The sequence below is a fragment of the Pedobacter sp. MC2016-05 genome (assembly GCF_026239735.1).
Taxonomy (GTDB): Bacteria; Bacteroidota; Bacteroidia; order Sphingobacteriales; family Sphingobacteriaceae; genus Pedobacter.
Genome location: NZ_JAPIVT010000001.1, coordinates 171610 through 196301 on the forward strand (window position 1 = coordinate 171610; position 24692 = coordinate 196301).

Genomic DNA, 24692 nt, shown 5'->3' on the forward strand with positions numbered 1-24692 from the left:
TTTCTGTAAAAAAATGTAACATTATAGTTGTTTACCTGAAATCAATGCTCACTGCCCTACCCGTCATCAAATGAAACAACCTTTTCTTTATTTTTGCCTGGCAATCCTACTTATTTTTTCATGTAGGCAAAAACCAGCTGGTGCTAAAACTGAGCAACTTTTAAAATACAAGGAAGAGATTTCATTACTCTCGGCAAAACAGCCAAATAAAACAAATGCCGATTCTATTGTTCAGGCATGGAAGCGATACAATAGTAACCCAATTGTACTGGCCGACACCGATTTAAATACCAAAACCAAATACAATCTGGGTAAAATGTTTGCCCGAAAAAATTCCGATAGTTCTAAAATGTTTTTGCAGCAAGGCCTTGATTTGGTTGAGCCAGGCAACAAGTTTCTAGAAATTAAGGCTAATCTCTATAACGGGATGGGAAATCTGGCTAATGCAGAACCGTCTGAACACCAGGCCAATTATTATTACAACAAGGCAGCCATGATTGTGCTTTCAGACACGACTTTAACCTTGAAACCTATGGCCAAGGCTATTATTTTACTAGCAGCAGCACAGAGCAACAAAAGTTTACAGCAATACAGTTTGGCATTAAAAATGAATTTGGCAGCATTAAAATTAATGCCACAACTGCCTCCAAACATTACCAACCAACAGCGGGTTTTAACGCAATTGATTTCATTAATTTATACCGCAAACTTCCCCAGAAAGAATGTGGAGGCCTACCTCGCAAAACTAGAAAAATTACAAGCTACGTACCCTGATGATTTTAACCCGAGGTTTTTATATGATAGTAAATTGCTTTATTTCGATAAGGCCAGTAACGTCGATTCTGTTTTAAAATACTCTCTATTAAATGCAGAAATTGATGAACAAATTTATGGGCAAAACCCAACTGAACCTACCGCGGCAGGCAACATTTACACTACCTATACCAATATTGTAACTAATTATGTAAAGGCTAAAAATTACCCCGATGCAGCACGCTACCTCAAAAAAGCAAATGAAGTGTTTAAGCAAAGTGGTAGGCTATTAGAGTACGAAGATTTGATAAGAGGAGGAGAGGCAAGCTCAAGTTATTATGCTGCAATTGGTCAAAAAGATAAGGCGCTCCAAACCGCGACAGAAGTAATAGCGCTCCAAAAAGAGAATTATGAGATAGAAAATACTCAGGCAGTGGCCGAAATGGGCGCTTTATATCAAATTCAAGCGAAGGATAATTCGATAGAACGATTGAACGAAGACATCAAAATAAATACCTTGAAACTAGAGCGAAATAAATTAACATTGGTGATTACCGCCCTCATTATTTTGATTTTGCTCATTGTTATCTTTTTATTCTATAGCATTTATAAGCAACGAAAACTCAAACAGGAGAAAGAAAATGTACAGTTGCAGCAACAATTACTAAGGACGCAAATGGAACCTCATTTTATTTTCAATACCTTATCTGCATTGCAAAGTTTTATTCGGTTGGATGAAAAGGATGAAGCGATTAAATACCTCAATCAATTTAGCAGGCTATTGCGAAGTAGCCTTGAGTTGAGTCGTGAGAAGTTAGTTCCTCTTAATCAGGAAATAGAAACACTGGAAAATTATTTGAGTTTACAACGGATGCGCTATAGTAACATTTTCAATTTCGAGATCAATATTCCGGCAAATGAAGATTTGGAAATGATTATGCTTCCGCCAATGCTGATACAACCTTTTGTAGAAAATTCAATTTTACATGGCATTAATTTGAACGATAAAGATGGCTTTGTAAATGTGAATTTTTCCATTGCTGACCAAAATTTAACCGTCACCATCACCGATAGCGGTAAAACTATTAGTGAAAACAAACCTCAGAATCATCAATCACTTTCAGGTATCATTAGCAAAGAAAGATTGCAGCTTTTAGGCAAGGAACGCAATCAAAATGCCGGAATTACTCAAAACAAAACAACCACTGGCGGCACAGTTGTATCCTTAAACATTCCGATTAGCCAAAATGAATCTATGGGTAAATATTAATTCTGCAAAACAGTAATAGCATCCATGTTTGTTAGATAATTTCATATCTACTGCGAATAATAATTCAAACCCTACGAATGATAATCATCTGGATATTTAAAGTAATTCCTGTTTATATTTAAGTGGAATACCGTTTATAACCCTTAGATGAAGATAAATCTCTTACTGTTTTTTGCATTTTTTTTATGCGCCTGTAATGGCCAAAAGGTACCGCAAAGCGAATCGGCAAAAAAGTTCGTTGCCAAATTACATGCCATGAACTTTGATGAGTTAAAACATCAATTAAAAGCAGATACTGCCGAACTTAACCAACTTATCAAAACGGCAACATTCGAAACACAATTAACTTCACATATCTCACCTGGTCAAAAATCAAAAGCAGAAAAACCTGTAGCCGAATTTTCAATAAACACTGATACTGAAAAAGTTGCGCAGCTATTTAATGATTATTGCAAACAACTATTTTTTAATCAAGATTTTAGCGATGATGCCCAAGCGGAATTTGAATTCGAAAGTCGCTACAACTTAACCGAAGATAATCATCTTTTAGAACAAAAAGATAGTCTGTTTAAGCCCTATACTTCAACTATAGCTATAGGAGAAAAAGCATACTATTTTAATGGAAAAAGTATCCCTAAAAAGCAAATTGGCTTGAAACGGGTTGATAGCATCGAAACAGATATCAGCTTAAAAATACCATTGGAATTTGAGAAATTTAAATTTTCAAAATCAGATAAAAATTTCGTTTTTCAAGATGAAAATATTATTGTGGAGCGTGTTAAAAGTAATGTCGCTGAGTTAAAAATTCCATCAATATTGTACAGTAATATTATCGGATATCAAGCCTTCAACGCTCAAAATATTCGGATGAATACCAGTGCCTTTAGTTCCAACCCAATCCTTGAAATAAAGGCTGAGGTAAAAAACGGTTTAAATGATTTGTTGGATATTTTTACCAAGGTACTTAAAGAGGGTAATGAGAGGAAAGCCAAAGAGGTGCTCAATAATATCAATCAAAATCATTTGGATGCAAGAACCGACATGATCGAGTTTAAGAGTTTCATCACCAATCTATCTCAAAACAAAGCAATGGGCGATATTGATTTATATAAAAAGATTGCAAGGATCGGCCGAAAGGTGATTGAGCCTGCATATCAATTTGTGATTCTTGAATTTCCCGATGACATCAAAACCATAGAAATATTTGTGGCGACCAAATACCGTGACCTCAAAAATAAAAAGATGGTAATATTCAATAATCATCGTCGCGACACAAAATTTTTCGATACGGCAAACCCCAATATCGTTTACACGGCTTTTATAGCAGGAGAAGGGCGCAAATACGGCATATCTAATCGAAATGGAGATAAAATAATCGAAGCTCGATATGAACAACTCCAACAGTTAAGCAATACTTATTTCCTAATCGATGAGAAATTATTCTGGCTAAATGTCAACGATAAAAAAATGGTCTCTTTACCGCAGTTTCAGGGTTTTGATCAAACACTAAAACCTGGTTACGATGTTTTTGAAAAAACAATTGGAGATAGAACAGCCTACGGCGTGGTGCTTAATCGAGAGAAGGTAATTTTGCCTTTTGAATATTCACGATTTGATAAGCATGACAGGCTCATCATTGCCCACAAACATACTGGAGAAGATGAACTATATAACCTCAATCTAAAAAAACTGCCAAACAAAGGCATAAAACAAATTACTGCAATTGATGAGTTTATTGCATCTGATCTAAAATATCCTAAACTTTTTGTGGCTGAAGATGGAAATAATAAAAAGGCTTTAGTTAACGAAGATATCCAGATATTAACCCCTTTTAAATACGAATTTATTGATCCTTTTTTTGAAATAAGCGGATATTATGTAGCTGGAATAAGAACTGCAGATGGCAGTAATTACCTCTACGGAATAATAGATAATAATGGTAAAGAAGTGGTGCCATTTATATTTTGCAACATTGATGATGAACCCGATAAAAATGGAAAATTTAGGTTCTGTTTAAAGGATAAATACCAATCGATGGATTTTAAATTATTTTTAAAGAATTATGGATATTAAAGTATGCTAAAGATGAAAGCACTAAGTTTTATCACCTTGTTAGTTTGTTCTTTTGGCAACCTTTTCGCACAAGAAACCCAAGCCGATGATAGTATTTTGCTGCCTAAGGTATTACAGCAATTGGGCCTAAAGACTGAAGATATTAACACGCAATTATATGCAGAGAAAGTTTTACCAAATGCTAAAACACAAGCGGCAGTGGTAGTTGCCAAATACCGAAAAAATGAACCCGACGGCTACGGTAATTTCTATGCAGAATATGATGTTTATGTGTTAATTGTTAACAATACAACGGGCAAAATCTTGTATAAATATTTCGAAGAAGAAGCCCTTATATCTGATGCCATTCGGCTAACGAGCATCAATGTAGATACAGGAATTTTCACTTTGAACAGCGAAACCCGTGCTTTCGGCATTGAGGCACATTATTCGGGCAGCAGCCAACCAAACCCACACCATCATACCGATTTGTCGCTATTTATCAAAAACAATAAGTCGTTAAAAAAAGTGCTTAACAATTTTACTACACAAACATTTGGTGGGGAGTGGGATATGAAGTGTGTAGGAGAATTTGAGGAAGTGAACTCCACAATTATTATCGACAACAAGAATAAAAGCAAAAACTTTAATGGCTTAATCGTTAAGGATAAGATTACCAAAACCATAGGCAAGGTAGTTAATGACGAATGCGAAGAGAAAAAAACCGTTTCAATTAAGACAAGGAAACTGAAATACGATGGAATGGAATATAAATAGGCTATTTAAAACAGAAGGGAAAATTTAAGAAATGAAACGATTTTTTAAAGGATGCCTCATAGCAGTTGGTGTATTGGTATTATTAGCAGCTATATTTGTTGGATTAGTTTGGTGGTCTATGCAGCGTAGTAAGGCAAATGCAGAAAGCGATGCCGAAGCGCTATCAAAAGCTTGTGATACGGCTAAATACATCACCGAAAATCCACAACTAACATTCTTAAAATTTACGCCAAAAGAGCTTCAAACCCTACGGTTTCAAATTTTAAGAGACGGCAAAATAACCAACGATACTTCGGTTAAAACAGCATTTAAAGACAAGGAAAATTTGAAGATCAACTTTCCATACAAAAAGTTCCTAAAAACGGATACCATTATTTTAACGCTGCAAAACCAGCTTAAATACTACGTGTCTGGTTATGGCCATTACGCCTACCTACACTACGGAATGTTTGGCTATGTAGGCTCAAGCGATTGCCGTTTTTCCGAAAATTGTGTGATAAACAATGTGGCATCAACTGGAATAATAGATAAATTTGATGGTTGGGTAGATCCAGAAAAATCAAAGCATATTCGTACGATTCAACCTGTCGCAGCAGAATATGAAGCGTTCGCTGCCAGGTGCAAAATTAAGTTAAAAGAGGCTGAACAGATCTTCATTAACAATCGAAAAAACGAACACCTTTACTCCATGTTTTCATATGGAATTGAAGTTGGGCCAGAAGCTAACTATTATATTTTTGGCGAAGAAAGGGAATCTAAAAGAGATCACATTGATATTGTTAAAATTAACACCGAAACAGGCAAGATTAAGAGATATACAAATTATCCGTTCGATAAATGAAAAATCAAATCTCCAAATATCTTCTCATAAGGTTGCTGTTTTTAGCAGTTGGGCTTTGGCTTGTGTATCATTTCGCTTTTTACTTACTGCCAAAAAATATTCAGGAAGATCAGTTTTCTTTTGTTGGTGAATTAGACTTAATCGTTGGTTTGAGCCTTGCATTTACCTTGTTTTTCAGTGCTTTCATTTTTTTCGAATACCTAAAATTTAACAAAAGCCAAAAGGTAAAATTAAAAAAATCTGCTTTGGTGATGCTATTTATCGGAGTCGTGCTTGTTTTGGTATTACTTTTTTTATCCTTTAAATTATGATGAGGCGGCTCAAAATTAAAATCATTATAAAGTTGATATTAATTGCTATTCTAATCGGAATTGTGTTTGTCTTTGCCTCTAGTTATTTAGTGAAAAATAAAACCGAAAATAAAATTTACTCGGACTTAAATGCTACTCCCAAAACGAAAGTGGCCATTATTTTTGGTGCCGGCGTACGCAATAACAAACCTAGCAAGTATTTAAAAGATAGGCTGGATGCCGGCATTTCTTTATACAAGAATAATAAAGTTGATAAAATTTTGCTCTCAGGTGATAATGGCAGAGATGAATATGATGAACTAACGGTAATGAAATTATATTGCTACGAAAATGGTGTTGATACCAATAAAATTTACATCGATTATGCGGGTTTTGATAGCTACTCAACGATGTATCGAGCCAAGCATATTTTTAAGGTGGATACAGCAGTTTTAGTTACTCAGCAATATCATTTAAATCGTTGCATCTACATCGGGGATGAACTCGGTGTAAAATGTTATGGTTTTAGTGCCAATACAGGGATTTATAGGGGCTATAAATATTATGCCTTCAGAGAAAACCTTTCCATTGCTAAAGCTACATTGGATGTGTTGCGCCACCGAAAACCCAGGTATTTAGGACAAATTGTTGATATTAACGGGAAACCAAATTATACAAAAGATAAATGATGAGGTCCCTAATTTTCGTTTGACTTCTTTGGAACAATTTGGAGACGTAAAATTTAAATGCGAGGATATGAGATACCCAACAACAGTAGAAATTGCTGCCAAAAAATACCTGCACTTACTGAGCGAGCGTTAATATCAAATCCTTTAGATATGCGGAGGCTTATCCTGAAAGATGTATACTATCTTAGATTCTAGATCCTTATGTTTTATTTTCGTGAACACCAACTTTCCCACAAGTTGAATTTCTTTGGAAGAACCAATTAAAACTCTTTTAATCAGCATTTTACAGTTAAAATTTTTTAGATGAAAATTGCTCTTTACGCTGTTTTTTGATTAGCCTTTTAACATTTTGGCACAACCCTTGTAAACCAGCTGTTACATTTTACTAATCGAATTTGTTGTCTACCGCAGCAAATTCAAACTTGAAAAACATAATTATGAAAAAGACAGTTCAAATTTTCAGTATGCTTTTAATAGCATTAACAGTGATGGTTTCGTGTAAAAAGGATACCGATCCGGCAGATAGAGATTTTTTTGTAGGTACCTATAGAGGAACCGTTACTTACAGTAAAGGCGATACACGGATCACCAGCACAGATGGCAAAGTTACCGTTACTAAAGTTGATGATACCTACAGCTTCTTCTTTGGCAACAATATTCCTGATATCACTGGAGTTAAATTCCAGGAGCAGGGCAATACCTACATTAGTGTGGGTACGGGGGTGATAGGTATCACAATAGATGCCAGCACTTTGACCATCGGCGTGGCCAATTCGAATGGCAACTGGACGGCAAACGCGACCAGATAATTGCAGAAAGAATAAAAATCCTGGTTAAGTCCAGGATTTTTTTTGCCCTTTGTTTTTAACTAGCTTTACCAAATGAGTGTTGAGTTAAGAAAACATATTGAAGAGATCGTAACCCTTAACGATCAGGAATTTGAAATCATCAACAGCCATTTTAAATCCAAAAGCTTAAAAAAACACCAGTATTTAATTCAGGAAGACGAGGCTGTTAAAAACATCTATTTTGTTGTAAAAGGACTGCTCAAAGCAACCTACACCGACATCAACGGCAAAGAATATATCATTCAATTTGCTATGGAAAACTGGTGGATTTCTGACTTCCAGGCATTTTATAATAATGTGAAATCAATCACCAACATCAGCTGTTTAGAGAACGTAGAATTACTCTCCGTTACCAAAGAAAACCTTGAACATATTTGCAGCGAAAGCCATAAGATGGAGCATTTTTTCAGGGTAAAAAACAGCTCTGGCTATGTCGCTTTGCAACAACGAATTTTATCACTGCTCACTACCAGTCCAAAAGAAAGATTCGAACAATTTACAAATCAATATCCGCAGCTCTTACAACGAGTTTCTAAAACGATCATCGCCGCTTATCTGGGTATTTCCCGAGAAACGTTAAGCAGACTTTCAGGCAAATTGTGATTTAACGCACATTAAATTTGTGATTCTGGTCCTTTAACGGGCTTAAGCATTCAACTAAATTTGTTATACAATTAAATAATAGATGATGAACAAGAAAGTTTTATTCGTGCTTACGAGTCACGACGAATTAGGAAATACAGGTTTAAAAACAGGTTTTTGGTCGGAAGAATTAGCCGCTCCTTATTACGCTTTAACAGATAAAAATGTTGAGGTAATATTGGCATCTGTAAAAGGAGGTCAACCGCCTATCGATCCTAAAAGCGAAGATCCATCTTTTCAAACCGATACTACCAGAAGAATGGATAAAGACAATGTTCTTTTAGAAAAATTGAAAAATACAAGCTCCTTGGCGGAAGTAAAAATGGAAGATTATGATGCTGTATTTTATCCGGGTGGCCATGGTCCGTTATGGGATTTAGCAGAAAGCGGTGTCTCTCAAAAGTTAATTATTGATTTTTATGACGCCAAAAAACCTATTGCCTTTGTGTGCCACGCACCAGGCGTTTTAAAAGACGTAAAAATAAACGGAGAATATTTGGTGAAAGGGAAAAACGTTACCGGTTTTACCAACACTGAAGAAGAAGCCGTTCAACTTACCTATGTGGTACCTTTTTTAGTAGAAGATGTACTTAAAAGAAATGGTGGGCTTTACACAAAAATCGACGACTGGAACCCCTATGCGGTGGTGGATGGATTGCTTATTACAGGACAAAATCCAGCTTCATCTGAAAAAGTTGCAGAAGAACTGCTGAAACTAATCTAATGAGTTAAACTGCAAGATGCAAGGAGTTTGAATGCCACATGCGTCTTGCAGTTTGCTACTTAAACGATAAAAGCATCATCGTCTTCATCTTCTTCGGGCACATATTTCTCAATAGCCTGCCCAATTGCGTTTACTTCTTCATCTTCCTCAAAAATTGGAAGCTCGGTTTTATAGTCCATTTTTAACCAAATCGATGAAGTATCTTTCTGAATCTGAATGTACTCTTTGCCATCTTTAAAAATGGTATATGAATCATTTCCCTCAGGAAAAACAGAATAATTTGTCGTTCCTATTTCTATATCAAATGGTTCTTGCATTGTTGATGTTTTTTCTGCAAAGATAATGGTTTAAAAGGTTTTTTGTTTAGGATTCGGAAATGAGTGGTCCAGTTTTATAGTAGCTTTCAGCCCCGCTTTTCCTGCCTGACCGGCAGGCGACAGTAACGCCAGCCCCTGATTTCAGCATCCCTCTTTCTTTTTTTACGGTATGCTTGCTTGTTGCACGGGTTTTCTATCATGGCTACAGCGAAAGGCGGGACAGGTTCAACGAAAAGCTACTGCTATTGCTTTCCAAAAAAATTAATATTAACTTAAATTATGAATTTCACTAAAGCGGAAAATAAGGTGGCAAGAGCTCTTTTTGAAGTTGCTCTTCAAAGAGAATTTGCGAAAGGAATGAATGAATTTTCTACCATATTGCAAAAATGGAAGAGCCAGCGGCCAGAAGATAACCGAGAAAGTTATTATGCGATTTTTTCCTCTGTAAAAGATTTTGATAAACATATTGCACGAAGATATGATGGGCTGAAAAATTCAATGTTTTACAATACAATTATCGGCTTGCTAGTTGATGAAGTTATAAATGCTCAAGATTTAATAGGCTTTACTCAAGAGCGTCAGAATGAATTACTTTCCATTTCAAAACAACACATAGGTTTCCGCTAACCAAAAAATTACTTCCTATTGTTTAAAAATCGCATCAATTGTACTACTTTACACCAAACAATTACGGAGAGAATAGAAGATGAAGTTAACGTTTTGGGGCGCTGCACAACAAGTTACAGGAAGCATGCACCTGCTTGAGGTTGGGCATTATAAAATACTGATAGATTGCGGTTTAGATTATGAAAAGGAAACTTATCAGGAAGACAACCAACAATTCCCTTTCGATCCGGCTGATATCAACCTGGTTATTTTAACCCATGCTCACATCGATCATTCCGGCAATTTGCCCACTCTAGTACGCCTTGGTTTTGATGGCCAGGTGCTTTGTACACCACCAACAGCAGATTTAGCTTCCATTTTATTATTCGACTCTGTTGAGCTTTTTTTAAGAAAACAAATTCGGAAGCCCCGCACCAAAAGGGGCAATTTTAGCGGACCAAAACCTTTGTACCTGCATAAACATGTAATGGATACGATTGACCGTTTTGTAACCATTGCATTTAACAAACCATTTAAAGTAAATGGAGATATCAGTTTATCTTTTATTCCCGTTGGCCATTTGTTGGGCGCTGCGGCAGCAGTTTTAACCATAAATGATAACGGGGAAGAGAAAAGAATTGCCTTTTCTGGTGACATCGGTCGAGATAATTATCCCGTTCTGGTAAAGCCCGAGCCCATCCCCGAAGTTGATTATTTTGTTTGCGAATCTACTTATGGCGGTCGTTACCACACGAAAGACCAAACATTGGAAGAGCGATTGGTAAAGGAGATTGAAGAGGCGTGTATTAAAACGCCGGGGCGATTAATTATTCCTGCCTTTAGCATCGGCAGAACGCAATCGCTGGTTTTCGCTTTGAATCAAATATTCACAAAAAAACTGTTACCTCCTGTGCAAATTTTTGTGGATAGCCCAATGGCTATCCAGGCTACGGATGTTTATCGGAAACACCATAATCTAGTTAACAAGGAGGCAAAAGATTTTTATAAAACCATGGGTGATGAATTTGAATTTGAGCATTTGGCTTATGTTCAAAACATGAAAGAAAGCAAGGATGTTTCGAATTATTTCGATCCTTGCATCATCATTTCGTCGGCTGGGATGTTGGAGGGCGGGCGTATTCAAGATCACCTTTACTATAATATTCAGAACTATTATTGTACCATTCTTTTTATTGGCTACTGCGCCAAAGGAACGCTTGGCTATAAACTTTTAAGTGGTGCGCCGATCGTTAGAATTAAAGACCGCGAAATGATGGTTTATGCTACCATCCGCCAAACCGATTTATTGAGCGGCCACGGAGATCACGATGATTTAGTGCGAACGGTAAAGCAAACCGGCCATCCAAAACAGGTTTTTCTGGTACACGGCGAAGATACAAGTTTAAAAACCCTGGCGGCTACTTTGCTGGAAGATGGTTTTAATGTGGTTGCACCGGAAAGGGGAGAAGTTTTTGAAATTTAGAAGCCCTGCCAGATCCTCCCCTCTGGGAGAATTGGGTGGCGCTTTTTATCTCCTCACTTGCCCATCACCACGAACCACCCATTTATAACTCATTAATTCTTCTAAGCCCATTGGTCCACGCGCATGGAGTTTTTGGGTGCTGATGCCAATTTCGGCGCCCAAACCAAATTGCGCACCATCTGTAAACCCTGTTGAAGCGTTGGCATAAACGGCAGCCGCATCTACTTCGTTTAAAAATCTAGTGATGTTTTCGGCATCTTCAGAGATAATCGCTTCGCTGTGTTTTGAACTATTATCGGAAATGTGATTTAAGGCCGCATCAAAATCATCAACCGTTTTAACTGCCATTTTTAAAGACAGAAACTCCGTTCCAAAATGTTCTTCGGTGGCTTGGTTTAGAAGTGCTTCAGGATAGTTAGATTTAAGGATTTTATAGCTTTGCTCATCGGCAAAAATTTCCACTTGCCCATCGGCCAAAGGGGATAAAAGAACGGGTAAATCTGCTAGTCTGTTTTTGTTGATTAACACACAATCTAACGAATTGCAAACGCTAACCCGCCTTGTTTTAGCATTGAAAATGATGGCTTTGCCTTTATCCAAATCGCCCGATTCATCAAAGTAGGTATGCACAATCCCTGCGCCAGTTTCTATAACTGGAATTTTGCTGTTTTCACGAACATAATTAATCAGCGACTGGCTTCCACGAGGAATTAATACATCAACAAAACCTCTGGCGTTAAGCAAAGCTTCGGTTGAGGTTCGTTCAGCGGGCAGTAAGGTTAACACATCAATGCTTATTTCATGCTTAGCTAAAACGCTATGAATTATTTTAACAATGGCTAAATTGGAAAACTCAGCATCACTCCCTCCTTTTAAAACTGCTACGTTACCCGTTTTAAAGCAAAGCGAAAATACATCTGCGGTAACGTTCGGCCGAGCCTCGTAAATTACGCCGACCACGCCAAGTGCAACCCGAACTTTTTGAATTTGAAGCTTATTTTCTAATGTCTTATCTGAAAGAATTTCACCCAAGGGACTTGCCAATGCGACAACATTTCTAATATCATTGGCGATATCTGCGATGCGCTGATCAGTCAACTTAAGTCTGTCGTATTTAGGATCTTCTGCAGGCATTCTCGCCAAATCTTTTGCATTTTCGGCAATTATTTCAACCGTATTTAAGATCAATGCCTCAGCTAAATCCGCCAACACTAGATTAATGATGTCTTTGCTTAAACCCACCATTGTGCGGGTTGCGTGTTTTGCCTTTTCGAAGTGATGTTTATAATCCATTTTTGTAATATCAAGTATCAAGCTACTGTTGCATGCTTTAGTTTTAACACCAGGGATGCAACATTTTTATAGAGAGAAAGAACTTTGCTTTGTGTAATTGCATCAAATTACCCTTCAGCTTAAATAGCTGAATAAAAGTAATCGTAATGCACCAGCGGCTTTTGTTTTTTCTGTCCGATTCTTTCTTTCGCCTTATCCGAACCGTATTCTGCAATCCCTAAACCAATGAGCTGATTTTGTTCATCGATAATTTTAATAATGTCACCCTTTAAAAAATCGGTTTGTATCTCTAGAATCCCAACGGGCAACAAACTTGTAGCCTTGCCTGAGGTTAACACAGTTTTTGCGCCATCATTTAATTTAACCACTCCTTTTGCAGCAGTTTCAGAATGTGCAATCCATTTTTTCTTTCCTGATTTTGTCTTCTCCGGCACAAATCGGGTATGTACAACTTCATTGTTAAGTAGGCCTGTTAAAACATGATCCATTGTTCCGTTTGCAATGTGAACCGCAATACCAAGTTTCGCCACTTTTTGTGCCATGGTCGATTTTGTAACCATTCCGCCCCGGCCAAACTGCGACTTGCCAGTTTGAATAAACGAAGCCAAATTTGAAACAGAACCAGAAATTTCTTCTATCACTTCTGATCCTTCAAGTTTCGGGTCGCCATTATAAATTCCATTTACATTCGAAAGAATAATCAAGGCATCGGCATTTAGCATTGAAGCAATTAAACCTGCCAGTTCATCATTATCAGTAAACATAAGTTCGGTAACCGAAACCACATCGTTCTCATTTACAACAGGAATTACTTCATTTTGCAGCAAAATTTGCAGGCAGTTTTTCATGTTGAGGTAATGTGCCCTATCTCTAAAATCTTCTTTGGTTACTAAAACCTGGGCGCATTTTATTTTATGCGGGCCGAAGAAATTAGCGTAGGTATTGATTAGTTTTACCTGGCCGATTGCCGCTAAAAGTTGGCGAGTAGTAACGGCGTCTTGCTTTTCTGAAACCTTAATTAAACTTCTGCCGGAAGCCACTGCACCCGATGAAACCAGAATAACTTCGATCCCTTGTTGTTTTATCTCGGCCAATTGGTTTACCAAATGCTGAATTCGAGATTCATCAGGTAAGCCATTCGCCTGCGTGATGACATTGGAACCTACTTTAACAATAATTTTTTTGTACCCTAATTTCATTAGTCCCTCCCAACCCTCCCCAGGAGGGAGGGCATTCTAGAAAATTGATGTGGCAATTTAACATCTATTTTTTTTAATTGGAATGAATATTAAGATCAGGTCAGATTTTTGCGAAAATGATAATAGTTGGGTGGATTTTAACCACAGATGCACGCAGATAAACACAGATTTTGGTTTTTAAACTGCTTTTATCTCTGTGTGTCCTTTTTATCTGTGGTTAATTAATCTAACCAAAGAGCGGATGGCGGGACTACATTCCTCCATGAAAAACCAGACCGTTCTTTTCCAGATCAAAATCTAACCTAAAAAATCGTTAAATTGCATCAACCTGAACCAAACCAAAATGATGAAACGTATTTTACCCGGCATGCTTATGTTGAGTACAGTTGTAGCATGCAACAATCCCAAACAAATAGAAATGAAACCTATAAAATGGCCTGATGCCAAACCGCCTATTGCAGAGATTATTCCACATAAAAGAGTTATTCATGGCGATACTGTGGTAGATAATTACTACTGGATGATTGATTATTTTAAAAAAGGACCAGACAGTACAAAGGTTGTTGATTATTTGAAGGCCGAGAATGCTTACCTGGAAACCATGATGAAGGGTTCCGAAAAGTTTCAGGCTGATTTGTTTAAAGAAATGAAGGGTAGGATCAAGGAAAAAGACGAATCAGTTCCGGTTTTTAGGAATGGATATTTCTACTATACGCGGACTGAAGATGGTCAGCAGTATTATAAATATTGCAGGAAAAAGGGAAGTTTAAGCGCAGCAGAAGAGGTTTTACTGGATGTTGATGCATTGGCAAAAGGACACTCATATTATAGCGCAACTGGTTTTAGTGTAAGTCCAGATAATAAACTGCTGGCTTTTGGGGTAGATAAGGTTTCGCGTAGGCAATACACCATTCAGGTTAAAAACCTCGAAACCGGAGAAATTTATAAGGATGCAATTGCAAATACCGAAGGTGGGGTAGCCTGGGCTAATGATAATAAAACATTGTTTTATACTTCGAAAAATGCGGTTACGTTGCTGAGCGAAAAAATTAAAAAACATGTGCTTGGAACGGATGCAAAGGATGATGTGGTGGTTTATGATGAAAAAGACAATACCAATTATATCGGCGTAGGCAAATCGAAAAACGGTCGGTATATTATGATTTCATCTGCAGGAACACTCACCAATGAATTTAGAATGATTGATGCTGATCATCCAGAGGCCGCATTTAAAATTTTCTCGCCACGATCTAAAGACGTTTTATATGACGTTCTGCCTGTTGATGATAAGTTCTACATCATTACCAACTGGAATGCAAAGAATTTTCGCTTGATGGAATGCGATTTAGATAAGACCGAAAAAGAAAACTGGAAAGAAGTGATTCCAAACCGGAAAGATGTTTTGTTGGAATATGGTGATGAATTTAAGGATTTCTTAGTGCTATCTGAACGCAAAAATGGTTTAACCGAAATGCATGTTTTGAAGACAGACGGCAAAGATTATTATATCAAATTTGACGAGCCAGTTTATGCGGCAGGCATTGGATCGAACCCCGAGTATACTGGCAAAACGCTTCGATACAACTACACTTCTTTAACTACGCCGAGTTCTGTTTATGATTACGATTTGCAGAAAAAAAACAAAAAGTTAATGAAGCAACAGGAAGTTATGGGGGGCTACGATCCGAAAAATTATGTTACCGAACGTTTGTTTGCCAAGGCTAAAGACGGAACCAAAATTCCTATTGCCATCGTATACAAGAAAGGCTTTGATAAAAACGGGAAAGCGCCATTGCTACTTTATTCTTATGGCTCTTATGGTTCAAGTACCGAGGCATCGTTTTCTTCCCAGCGTTTAAGTTTGCTTGATCGTGGTTTCGCGTTTGCCATTGCAAATATTCGTGGCGGACAGGAAATGGGGCGCCAATGGTATGAGGATGGCAAATTGATGAAAAAGAAAAATACTTTTACTGATTTTATTGCTGCCGGAGAATACCTGGTAGAACAAAACTATACATCGAAAGCGCATTTGTATGCCAATGGTGGTAGTGCTGGTGGGTTGTTAATGGGGGCAGTTGTGAACCTGGCTCCAGATTTATGGAATGGTGTTATTGCAGATGTTCCTTTTGTTGATGTGGTAAATACCATGCTTGATGAAAGCATTCCATTAACCACAAACGAGTTTGATGAGTGGGGAAATCCAAAGAAAAAGGAAGCTTACGATTACATGAAAAGCTACTCGCCGTATGAAAACGTAGAGAAAAAAGCCTACCCGAATATGCTTGTTACCACGGGTTTACACGATAGCCAGGTACAATATTTTGAGCCTGCGAAATGGGTAGCCAAGCTTCGGGCAAATAAAACGGATAAAAACGTTCTGTTGCTAAAAACCAATATGGAATTTGGCCATGGAGGCGCATCAGGTCGTTTCGATTACTTGAAAGATGTAGCCTTGAGATGGACATTTTTATTTGCGCTGGAGGGTATAACTAAATAATTTCAGTTTCGTTGTCATTCTGAGCTTGTCGAAGAACATTCCTATCGTGTTTCGACAAGCTCAACATGACAATCTATTTAATCCGACATATTATAAATCCATAATGAACACCAAACTAAAAACACTCCAAATTATTCACCTTGCCTTATGCAGCGGCGTTTTGCTTTTCGCTTTAGTAACTATTTTTTTAAATCGCGAAATCATGTTTTTTGATGCCAACCCGGCGACTACCGCACCATTCAACCCGATTTTTCCAATTATGGGGCTGATCACAATTTCGGCGAGCATTTTTTTCTTTAAAAACCTAATTGTTAAAATTGATAAAACGGAAACAGCAGAAACAAAAATCAATTTGTACCAAAGTGCCTTTATCATTAGCGCTGCACTTTTAGAAGGGGGGGCACTTTTTAATGTTGTCGGCTTCTTCATTACGCACAATTCATTTTTCCTCTTGTTCGCCGCTGCAAATTTTATTTTTCTGGCATTAAAGCATCCTACTAGAGATAAATTGATTTCTGCTTTACAATTGCAATATCCAGATACCGAGGCTTTGTAATCAAATAGCCGTATCTTTGCCTGCCAATGGAATACAATGTTCATACTTTACCGAACGGCATCCGCTTGTTGCATGTGCCCTCGGCGTCTACTATATCTCATGCCTGCATCATTATCAATACCGGTTCTCGTGATGAGCCCGAAGGAAAAGCAGGTTTGGCCCATTTTATCGAACATTTAATTTTTAAGCGAACGGAAAAACGTAGTACAAATCAGATCTTAAACCGTTTAGAGAGTGTGGGCGCAGATTTAAATGCCTATACCACAAAAGAATATACCTGCATCCATGCTTCGTTTTTAAATCCTTATTTAGATCGCACCCTTGACCTTTTTAACGATATTATTTTCCATTCTACTTTCCCTGAGGAAGAAATGGACAAAGAAAAAAGCGTAATCCTTGATGAAATTGCTTCTTATCTAGATCAACCCGAAGAAGCCATTAATGATGATTTTGAAGACATGCTTTTTGCTGGAAATGCTTTGGGTAATAACATCCTGGGCACTGTAGAAAGCGTAAGCAATTTTACCCGTGAGGATGTGATCAATTTCCGCAAAGCGAATTATCGAACCAATGAAATTGTAGTAGCTGTTTTGGGAGATTACAGTTTTAATAGCGTAGTAAAAAAGGGCACAAAACATTTTAGTGATGTAGAAGAAAACTCCCCTTCGCTAAACCGAAAAAAACCTGCTGTTTTAAATTCAACTTCGACCGACATTTATAAGCCTATTATGCAATCGCATTGTATTGTCGGCGGGCAAACGTATTCCACTCACCACAAAAATAAGGCAGGTTTAATGTTACTGAATAATTATTTCGGGGGCAACGGAATGAGTTCGGTGTTGAATCTTCAAATCAGAGAAAAATACGGCATTGCCTATACCATCGAATCTAATTTTTCGCCGCTAAGCGATACCGGAATTTTTTCGATCTATTTCGGTACGGATAAAGAAAAACACACGAAGGCATTGACTTTAATTTTTAAAGAGATGAAAAAGTTAAAGGATCACCCTTTGAATGAGTTGCAGTTACAAAAAGCAAAAAATAAGTTTATCGGTCAGATTGCTTTAAGTGAAGAGAACAGGATCGGATTAATTATTTCAATGGCAAAAAGCCTGATTGATCATGACAGAATCGATTCGTTGGCGCAGGTTTTTGAGAGAATTAATAAAGTGAGCACGACAGAAATGGCTCAAATTGTAGATGAGGTTTTCCTACCAGAGCAATTGAATATTTTTACATTCAGTCCGATACTGGAATAATTGCTATTTTTGTAGAAATTAACCGCAACGCTTGTGGTTGACCTGGCAGTTCGTCATTGCGAGGCACGAAGCAGTAGTAAACTATCGCGATTAAGCATGGTGCATTAAGATTGCTTCGTGCCTCGCAATGACGGCCGACAAGAAAATATATTACACAATGAAATTACCAATAGTAGCTTACGGAGATCCTGTTTTAAAAAAAGTGGGAACCGATATTGATGAAAATTACCCTGAATTAAAAGAGTTGATTGCAAACATGTTTGATACCATGTACTTTGCAAATGGCGTTGGTTTGGCGGCACCGCAAATTGGCTTACCCATTCGTTTATTTATAGTCGATACCGGGGAAGAGGAAGATGGAACGCCAGGCTATAAAAGAGTATTTATCAATGCCCGAATTGTAGAAGAAACCGGTGAACCCTGGAGCTTTAATGAAGGTTGTTTAAGCATTCCGGATATTCGGGAAAACATTATGCGCAAACCCAACATCAAAGTGAATTATTTTGATGAAAACTGGGTAGAACATACTGAAGATGTTGATGGCTTACCTGCTCGGGTAATTCAACATGAGTACGACCATATTGAGGGTAAACTCTTCACCGATAAGGTTAGCATTTTGCGTAAAACAATGCTAAAGAGTAAGTTAGATGCCATTTCAAAAGGAAACATCAAAACGGATTATAAAATGAAGTTTCCGAATAAAAGTAAAAAACGATAGGTTTTTACGGGAAGATTTTGGAGGGAAAACGGAAACGTTGTCCCTTTTTTTGTGTCCATGGCTAACTCAGGCATCCAAGACTTCTGACTCAGGACTGAAGACTCAATTCTCATTTCTCTTCTTATCCCCATCGAATATCTGTTGCATCAGCTTACCCCATGCAAAAGGATTTAACAAAGGGTTGGTTTGCACCATGTTCTTGTTAATCATCCTATCAAAATTATAACGATAATTCTGGCTTCCAATTTCCTGTCCATCACGCGGTAGCGTTTGAATTAAGCCATTGATCGATGATCTGGAGAGATTTTTCTTCGCTATCGCCATATCATCATCCGCTAATTTCATTGAAAGGAACTCCCGGGTAAACTCTTCTGTAGTAGCCCATGGGAAAACCCTTACCGAAGGCAAATCGATTACATTGGCTTTCAGCTTAACCATAATGGTGTATTTACTGTCGGGTGTTCCGGTTGGTATAACTGTTGAGAATTTTTTATAACCTATGGCCGTAAAAAGAATGGTATCACCCGGATTTACAATAAAAGTAAAATAACCTCTGTAATCGGCTGCTACACGTTTACCATTTGCAGACAGATTGGTGATGGTAACGTAAGGAATTACGTTTGTACTATCGATATCAGTAATGATCCCAGAAAATTGTATAAGTTTTTCTTCTACTGATCTTTTTTGTGAAAAAGCAGCGGTAGAAAAAAGAAGGCAAATTAGGGCAATACAATATCTCATTAAGACAAAAGTAATTTTAAAAATAAAACTTCCTTGTTAAATATTGTTAAAGCTAAACTTGCTCTGCCATGTTAACGGCCACTACTGAAGTAATTTGAGGTACGGCTTTCATAATTGCCTGTTCAATGCCCGATTTCATAGTCATGAAACTCATCGGACAAGAACCGCAGCTGCCTAAAAGTTTAAGCTTTACCATTCCTTCTGATGTAATTTCTTCAACAGAAACATCCCCTCCATCAGCCTTCAAATAGGGTCTGATAGTTTCTAATGCCTGTTCTACTTGCTCTGTTAAATTCATTATGTGTATTTTAAAATATAAAAATAGTAATTTTTTAGCAATTAGCCATTTGTGCATTATTAATGGATATCTGCTGTGCAATCTTGCTTGCAATATCTCCAAAGATAACATCCAAAAGCGGATTTTGGTTTAGCGCTACCGGCTTACCATTGTCTCCAGCCTCAGCAATGCTCTGTATTATCGGAATTTCACCCAAAAATGGAACATCAAATCGCTCTGCTAAAATAGTTCCCCCGCCTTTTCCAAAAATGTAATATTTGTTGTCAGGCAATTCTGCTGGCGTAAAGTACGACATGTTTTCTACCACACCTAAAATCGGGATATTAATTCCAGGCATACGGAACATGGCCAAACCTTTATGGGTATCGGCCAAGGCTACTTGTTGCGGGGTAGTCACCACCACGGCTCCAGAAATGGGGAAGCTTTGGGTAATGGTGATGTGAATATCGCCTGTGCCCGGTGGAAGATCGACAATTAGATAATCCAGCTCACCCCAATTGGTGTCGTTAAATAATTGCTTCACCGCGTTAGAAGCCATTGGCCCACGCCACGGCACGGGCTGACCAGGATCTGCAAAAAAGCCAAGCGATAACAATTTTATCCCATACTTTTCAATTGGGATAATTTTAGTTTTCCCATCAGCGGTTTCTTCTGCGCCGGGTTTGGCATCAACCAAATCAAACATGGTAGGTACAGAAGGCCCATAAATATCGGCATCTATTAAACCCACTTTTGCACCATCCTTCGCCAAGGTCACAGCTAAATTACTCGATACGGTAGATTTGCCAACACCACCTTTTCCAGATGAAACCAAAATGATGTTCTTAATGTTATCTAGTGAAGATGAGTTTGTTGGTTGAGTTACCCTGGAAGTTACATTGATATTTACTTCAGCATCTGCAGATACAAAGTGCTTGACTGCATTTGTACAGGCATTTTTCAGCATGTCCTTCATCGGGCAAGCAGGCGTAGTAAGCTCTAATGTAAAGTTTACCTGGTTGTTATCTATTTGTAAATCCTTAATCATGTTTAAGGTCACTAAATCTTTCTTAAGATCGGGATCCTCTACATTTTTTAAAGCATCTAAAACTTGTTGCGGGCTAATCGGCATCGTATTAATTTAGATTCAAAATTAACAAAACATAGCCACAAATACTTTTATTTAGGGTATTAAACTGTAATTTTAACACGAAATAAACATTTAATTGTTACGTTTAAGCAATTAACCATTTTAACGACTATATGCGCATACCGAAAATTAAAATCCCTAAAAAATATTTAAAAATTGGAGCGTGGGTTTTAGGTGTTTTTTTAATTGCTTTCCTTGCTATCGGTGCTTACGCTTATAGTAAAAGGGAGGCGCTTCTGAAAAAAATGGTGGCCAAAGCCATTGCAAAAGCCCATAAAGATTATGGTTTAGAGGTGAAAATCGGATCTGCAGGCTTTGCAGGGATGAGCACCGTAAAAATGACCAACATTTCGGTGGTTCCGAAAGATAGAGACACGCTTTCCAATATCGGTGAATTGAGTGTTGGCGTAAAGTTATTTCCATTGATTTTTGGAAACGTTAAGCTTGCTGAAGTAGAACTAAGCGATGGTTTTGTAAATGTGGTATTCAAAGATTCGACCAGCAATATCGATTTCATCCTCAAAAGAAAGAAAAAAGACAGTACCGAGAATAAAGGGAAGGCCAACTTACCCGAAATTGCCAATAATTTATTGAATCAGGTTTTGTATAAAATTCCTGATGATATGGACATGAAAAATATGGTTTTCAAGTTCAATGACCACGATACGGCAAAATTGAGTTTTGCTACCACAGCGACAATAGATGACGGCGATTTAAAATCTACTATTAATGTAAATGAAGGTGAATCTACCTGGCACGTCGACGGACTTGTAAACCCAGGTAGTAAGCGCTTAAAGTTTATAGCTTATGCTGATGGAAAAAAACTGGAATTGCCTTATTTAAATAATAAGCTCCATGCAAAAGTAAGTTTCGATACGCTTGAAACCGAGCTTAAAGATGCAGGATACAGTGGCGATAATTACAAAATATCGGGTGCATGGTCGGTCAAAAATATGTTGCTTAACCAGGCAAGGATAGCGAGTAATGACATTATTGTTCAAAGTGCAAAACTTGATGCCGATGTTTTAGTTGGACCAAATTTTGTTGCTTTGGACAGTTCATCCACTGCTTATCTTAAAAATGCCCAAATTCATCCATACGTTAAATACACGCTGGGTACAAACAAAATTTACGAGCTTAAAATAAATGCCGAAGAACAAGATGCACAGGCGATTTTAGATGGTTTTCCGCAAGGTTTATTTGAATCGTTAGATGGTTTGAAAGTGGAAGGAAAAGTAAAATATAATCTTAATTTCTATCTGGATACCAAAGTGCCAGACAGTGTAAAATTCAGCTCTACCTTAACTCCAGTAAATTTCAAGATATTAAAATGGGGAAAAACCAACCTTCAAAAAATTAATGCTCCATTTATCTATACGCCATATGAGTATGGAAAACCGATGCGAGATATCACCATTGGCCCATCAAACCCAAATTTTACTCCTTTAAGCGCAATTTCTAAGAATTTCATCAACGCGGTTTTAACTGCCGAAGATCCATCATTTTATACCCACAATGGTTTTGTGGAAGAATCAATTAGAAAATCGATAGCAGTAAATTACAAGGAGAAGAAGTTTAAACGGGGCGGCAGCACGATCAGTATGCAGCTGGTTAAAAATATCTACCTAAGTCGCCAGAAAACTTTAGCCCGCAAAGCGGAAGAAATATTAATTGTCTGGCTCATTGAACACAATCGTTTAGTGAGCAAACAGCGAATGCTGGAGGTATATTTTAATATTATGGAGCTTGGTCAAAACATCTATGGCATAGGCGAAGCTTCGAGGTATTATTTCGGAAAGCAGCCAGCAGATTTAACCATTGGTGATGGTTTGTTCCTGGCCAGTATTGTTCCAAAACCTAAAGCATCAATGTACAAGTTTATGGCCGATGGAAGTTTAAAACCTTATATGTTCAACTACTTCAGGTTTATGGGAAACATTATGGCGAGAAGAGGTTTAACTCCCGGAGATACGTCGGGTTATGGTTTTTATAATGTTCGTTTGCGTGAAGGTTTACGCCGTTATCTGGCACCAGACACTGTAGAAATTGACACCAGTGCTTTTGAAGATGACGAAGAGGGAATGCCGCCTGTAATTATGCAGGACAAAAACAAAAATTTATTCGACAGGATTTTTGGAGGCGGAAACAAAAAAGATACCGTAACCGCTAAACCTTCCGATACTACAAAAACTAAAAAACAGCTTAGACAAGAGCGAAGAGAACAACGGCGAAGGGAAAAGGAGCAGGAAGAAGGCGGGTAGTCAGTCGTCAGTTTGAGATTTACAATTCAGGTTTTATCTCTTAAGAAACAATAATTGTATATCGAAGCCTATCAAACACTCAACATTAAAAAAAATCCAACATCTCAACATTTCAACAAACAATATAAATGCACAAAATAAAGGTAGACGATAAAGAATTCGAGATTTTTTTAGAGAACGACAACCTGAATAAAAGGATTCGTCTGCTGGGCATCCAGATTAATTTGGATTATGAAGGAAAATGTCCACTTTTTATTGGCGTACTGAATGGAAGTTTTCTTTTTATGGCTGATCTGATCAAAGAGATTGATGTGCCTTGTGAAGTCGCATTCATGCGTGTGGCTTCGTACGAAGGAACTTCAAGTAGTGGAAAAGTTAAAGAACTTATCGGCTTACCTGATGATATAGAAGGCAGAGACATCATCATTGTAGAAGACATTGTTGATACCGGATTAACCATTAACCACATCATTAAAACGTTAAAAGAGAAAAATCCGGCTTCGGTTAGAGTTAGTTCGCTCCTGGTAAAACCCAGCGCTTTGCAATACGATGTGGAAGAGTTAGCCTACGTTGGCTTTGAAATACCAAATGAATTTGTGGTTGGCTATGGCTTAGATTACAATGGCCTGGGCAGAAACTTAAACGATATTTACAGGGCGACTGAAGGATAATTTTTCGGACTGATTAATTTATTTTTCGCACCTTTGTGCAATAATTTTAACGGAATGACCATACACAAAGAAGGCTATACCACCATAGCAATAACTATTTTACTTATTTTCTTGATCAACGCTGTTGTGGATTATAGATATTACGACATGACCTGGTTGCGTTGGTTCATTTATATCTTCTCGGCCTCGTTATTCATCATTGTACTACAGTTTTTCCGTAATCCCAGCCGCAGTTTTTCTGCTGGAGAAGACATGGTAATTTGCCCAGCAGATGGTAAAGTAGTTGTAATTGAAGAAACAGAAGAAGGTGAATATTTTAAAGACAAGCGCTTACAGGTTTCTATATTTATGTCGCCGGTAAACGTTCACATCAACCGTAATCCAATTTCTGGTGTAGTTAAATTTTTCAAATATCACCCTGGAAAATATTTAGCAGCGTGGAATCCGAAATCATCTACCGAAAATGAGCGTACCACCACTGTAGTTGAACATGCAAATGGAACCCCTGTATTGTTCCGCCAAATTGCAGGTGCTTTAGCCCGTAGAATTGTATGGTATGTTAAAGAAGGAGATCAGGTAAAACAAACCGAACAATTCGGGTTTATTAAATTCGGCTCAAGAGTAGACGTTTTTTTACCTGTTGGAACAAAAGTAAACGTAGAGCTTAATCAGGTTGTAAAAGGAGGAATTACTACTCTGGCAACTTTAAGTTAAGCACCATTATACCGCATTAAAAAGCCGATTTGGGATTTTCCAAATCGGCTTTTCTTTTTACCAG

The 24692-nt window shown here is 37.7% G+C and carries 23 protein-coding genes; 17 read left to right on the plus strand and 6 right to left on the minus strand.

The genetic code is table 11. From position 1 onward, the window contains the following. Positions 1-70: 70 nt before the first annotated feature. The 8 genes from OQZ33_RS00735 (at position 71) to OQZ33_RS00770 (ending at position 8886) form a co-directional block, all read left to right on the plus strand. The gene (locus OQZ33_RS00735) at positions 71-2023 is read left to right on the plus strand and encodes a sensor histidine kinase (protein ID WP_265797139.1); all 1953 of its coding nucleotides are present in this window, start codon (positions 71-73) and stop codon (positions 2021-2023) included. A gap of 147 nt (positions 2024-2170) precedes the next feature. After that, positions 2171-4096: a WG repeat-containing protein gene (locus OQZ33_RS00740; protein ID WP_265797140.1), complete on the plus strand. Its 1926-nt coding sequence runs from the start codon at positions 2171-2173 to the stop codon at positions 4094-4096. Between the two features lie 12 nt (positions 4097-4108). Then, positions 4109-4852, plus strand: a complete 744-nt coding sequence (locus tag OQZ33_RS00745) for a hypothetical protein (RefSeq protein ID WP_265797141.1) — start codon at positions 4109-4111, stop codon at positions 4850-4852. A gap of 31 nt (positions 4853-4883) precedes the next feature. Continuing rightward, positions 4884-5693 (plus strand): hypothetical protein, encoded by an 810-nt coding sequence (locus OQZ33_RS00750; protein WP_265797142.1) that lies wholly within the window; start codon positions 4884-4886, stop codon positions 5691-5693. Positions 5694-6000: 307 nt separating this feature from the next. Beyond that, the gene (locus OQZ33_RS00755) at positions 6001-6672 is read left to right on the plus strand and encodes a SanA/YdcF family protein (protein ID WP_265797143.1); all 672 of its coding nucleotides are present in this window, start codon (positions 6001-6003) and stop codon (positions 6670-6672) included. A gap of 437 nt (positions 6673-7109) precedes the next feature. Continuing rightward, positions 7110-7481, plus strand: coding sequence for a hypothetical protein (locus OQZ33_RS00760; RefSeq protein WP_265797144.1), 372 nt, complete (start codon positions 7110-7112; stop codon positions 7479-7481). A 72-nt stretch (positions 7482-7553) separates the two neighbouring features. After that, entirely contained in the window at positions 7554-8123 is a 570-nt protein-coding gene (locus OQZ33_RS00765; RefSeq protein WP_265797145.1) for a Crp/Fnr family transcriptional regulator, read from the plus strand. Between the two features lie 82 nt (positions 8124-8205). Continuing rightward, positions 8206-8886, plus strand: coding sequence for a type 1 glutamine amidotransferase domain-containing protein (locus OQZ33_RS00770; RefSeq protein WP_416338735.1), 681 nt, complete (start codon positions 8206-8208; stop codon positions 8884-8886). A 59-nt stretch (positions 8887-8945) separates the two neighbouring features. On the opposite strand, the gene OQZ33_RS00775 is transcribed toward OQZ33_RS00770, so the two are convergent. Beyond that, positions 8946-9203 (minus strand): hypothetical protein, encoded by a 258-nt coding sequence (locus tag OQZ33_RS00775; protein ID WP_265797147.1) that lies wholly within the window; start codon positions 9201-9203, stop codon positions 8946-8948. A 279-nt stretch (positions 9204-9482) separates the two neighbouring features. On the opposite strand from OQZ33_RS00775, the gene OQZ33_RS00780 reads away from it, so the two are divergent. Both OQZ33_RS00780 and OQZ33_RS00785 read left to right on the plus strand, forming a co-directional pair. Beyond that, positions 9483-9830 (plus strand): hypothetical protein, encoded by a 348-nt coding sequence (locus OQZ33_RS00780; RefSeq protein WP_265797148.1) that lies wholly within the window; start codon positions 9483-9485, stop codon positions 9828-9830. 79 nt (positions 9831-9909) lie between these two features. Continuing rightward, positions 9910-11292: an MBL fold metallo-hydrolase gene (locus OQZ33_RS00785; protein ID WP_265797149.1), complete on the plus strand. Its 1383-nt coding sequence runs from the start codon at positions 9910-9912 to the stop codon at positions 11290-11292. Positions 11293-11337: 45 nt separating this feature from the next. Here the strand turns inward: OQZ33_RS00785 and OQZ33_RS00790 are convergent, their stop codons facing one another. Beyond that, the gene (locus OQZ33_RS00790) at positions 11338-12585 is read right to left on the minus strand and encodes a glutamate-5-semialdehyde dehydrogenase (RefSeq protein WP_265797150.1); all 1248 of its coding nucleotides are present in this window, start codon (positions 12583-12585) and stop codon (positions 11338-11340) included. Between the two features lie 119 nt (positions 12586-12704). Beyond that, the gene (gene proB / locus OQZ33_RS00795; protein ID WP_265797151.1) at positions 12705-13784 is read right to left on the minus strand and encodes a glutamate 5-kinase; all 1080 of its coding nucleotides are present in this window, start codon (positions 13782-13784) and stop codon (positions 12705-12707) included. 418 nt (positions 13785-14202) lie between these two features. Between proB and OQZ33_RS00800 the strand changes: the two genes are divergently transcribed. The 4 genes from OQZ33_RS00800 to def all read left to right on the plus strand — a co-directional run bounded on the left by OQZ33_RS00800 (position 14203) and on the right by def (position 18814). Then, positions 14203-16281: a S9 family peptidase gene (locus OQZ33_RS00800; RefSeq protein ID WP_265797152.1), complete on the plus strand. Its 2079-nt coding sequence runs from the start codon at positions 14203-14205 to the stop codon at positions 16279-16281. Positions 16282-16384: 103 nt separating this feature from the next. Next, positions 16385-16837: a hypothetical protein gene (locus OQZ33_RS00805; protein ID WP_265797153.1), complete on the plus strand. Its 453-nt coding sequence runs from the start codon at positions 16385-16387 to the stop codon at positions 16835-16837. A 26-nt stretch (positions 16838-16863) separates the two neighbouring features. Then, positions 16864-18096, plus strand: coding sequence for a M16 family metallopeptidase (locus OQZ33_RS00810; protein WP_265797154.1), 1233 nt, complete (start codon positions 16864-16866; stop codon positions 18094-18096). 157 nt (positions 18097-18253) lie between these two features. Next, on the plus strand, positions 18254-18814 hold the full coding sequence (def, locus tag OQZ33_RS00815; protein ID WP_265797155.1) for a peptide deformylase: 561 nt from the start codon (positions 18254-18256) through the stop codon (positions 18812-18814). Between the two features lie 102 nt (positions 18815-18916). Here the strand turns inward: def and OQZ33_RS00820 are convergent, their stop codons facing one another. The 3 genes from OQZ33_RS00820 to OQZ33_RS00830 are packed head-to-tail and all read right to left on the minus strand — an operon-like array spanning position 18917 to position 20964. Further along, positions 18917-19555, minus strand: a complete 639-nt coding sequence (locus OQZ33_RS00820) for a hypothetical protein (RefSeq protein ID WP_265797156.1) — start codon at positions 19553-19555, stop codon at positions 18917-18919. 52 nt (positions 19556-19607) lie between these two features. Beyond that, on the minus strand, positions 19608-19853 hold the full coding sequence (locus OQZ33_RS00825; protein WP_056850550.1) for a NifU family protein: 246 nt from the start codon (positions 19851-19853) through the stop codon (positions 19608-19610). A gap of 34 nt (positions 19854-19887) precedes the next feature. Further along, positions 19888-20964, minus strand: coding sequence for an Mrp/NBP35 family ATP-binding protein (locus OQZ33_RS00830; protein ID WP_265797157.1), 1077 nt, complete (start codon positions 20962-20964; stop codon positions 19888-19890). Positions 20965-21095: 131 nt separating this feature from the next. On the opposite strand from OQZ33_RS00830, the gene OQZ33_RS00835 reads away from it, so the two are divergent. The 3 genes from OQZ33_RS00835 to OQZ33_RS00845 all read left to right on the plus strand — a co-directional run bounded on the left by OQZ33_RS00835 (position 21096) and on the right by OQZ33_RS00845 (position 24628). After that, the gene (locus OQZ33_RS00835) at positions 21096-23243 is read left to right on the plus strand and encodes a transglycosylase domain-containing protein (protein ID WP_265797158.1); all 2148 of its coding nucleotides are present in this window, start codon (positions 21096-21098) and stop codon (positions 23241-23243) included. Between the two features lie 128 nt (positions 23244-23371). Continuing rightward, entirely contained in the window at positions 23372-23914 is a 543-nt protein-coding gene (gene hpt, locus OQZ33_RS00840; RefSeq protein WP_265797159.1) for a hypoxanthine phosphoribosyltransferase, read from the plus strand. A 54-nt stretch (positions 23915-23968) separates the two neighbouring features. Continuing rightward, positions 23969-24628 carry a phosphatidylserine decarboxylase family protein gene (locus OQZ33_RS00845; protein ID WP_265797160.1) on the plus strand — a complete coding sequence of 220 codons (660 nt, stop codon included), beginning with the start codon at positions 23969-23971 and terminating at the stop codon, positions 24626-24628. Positions 24629-24692: the final 64 nt, after the last annotated feature.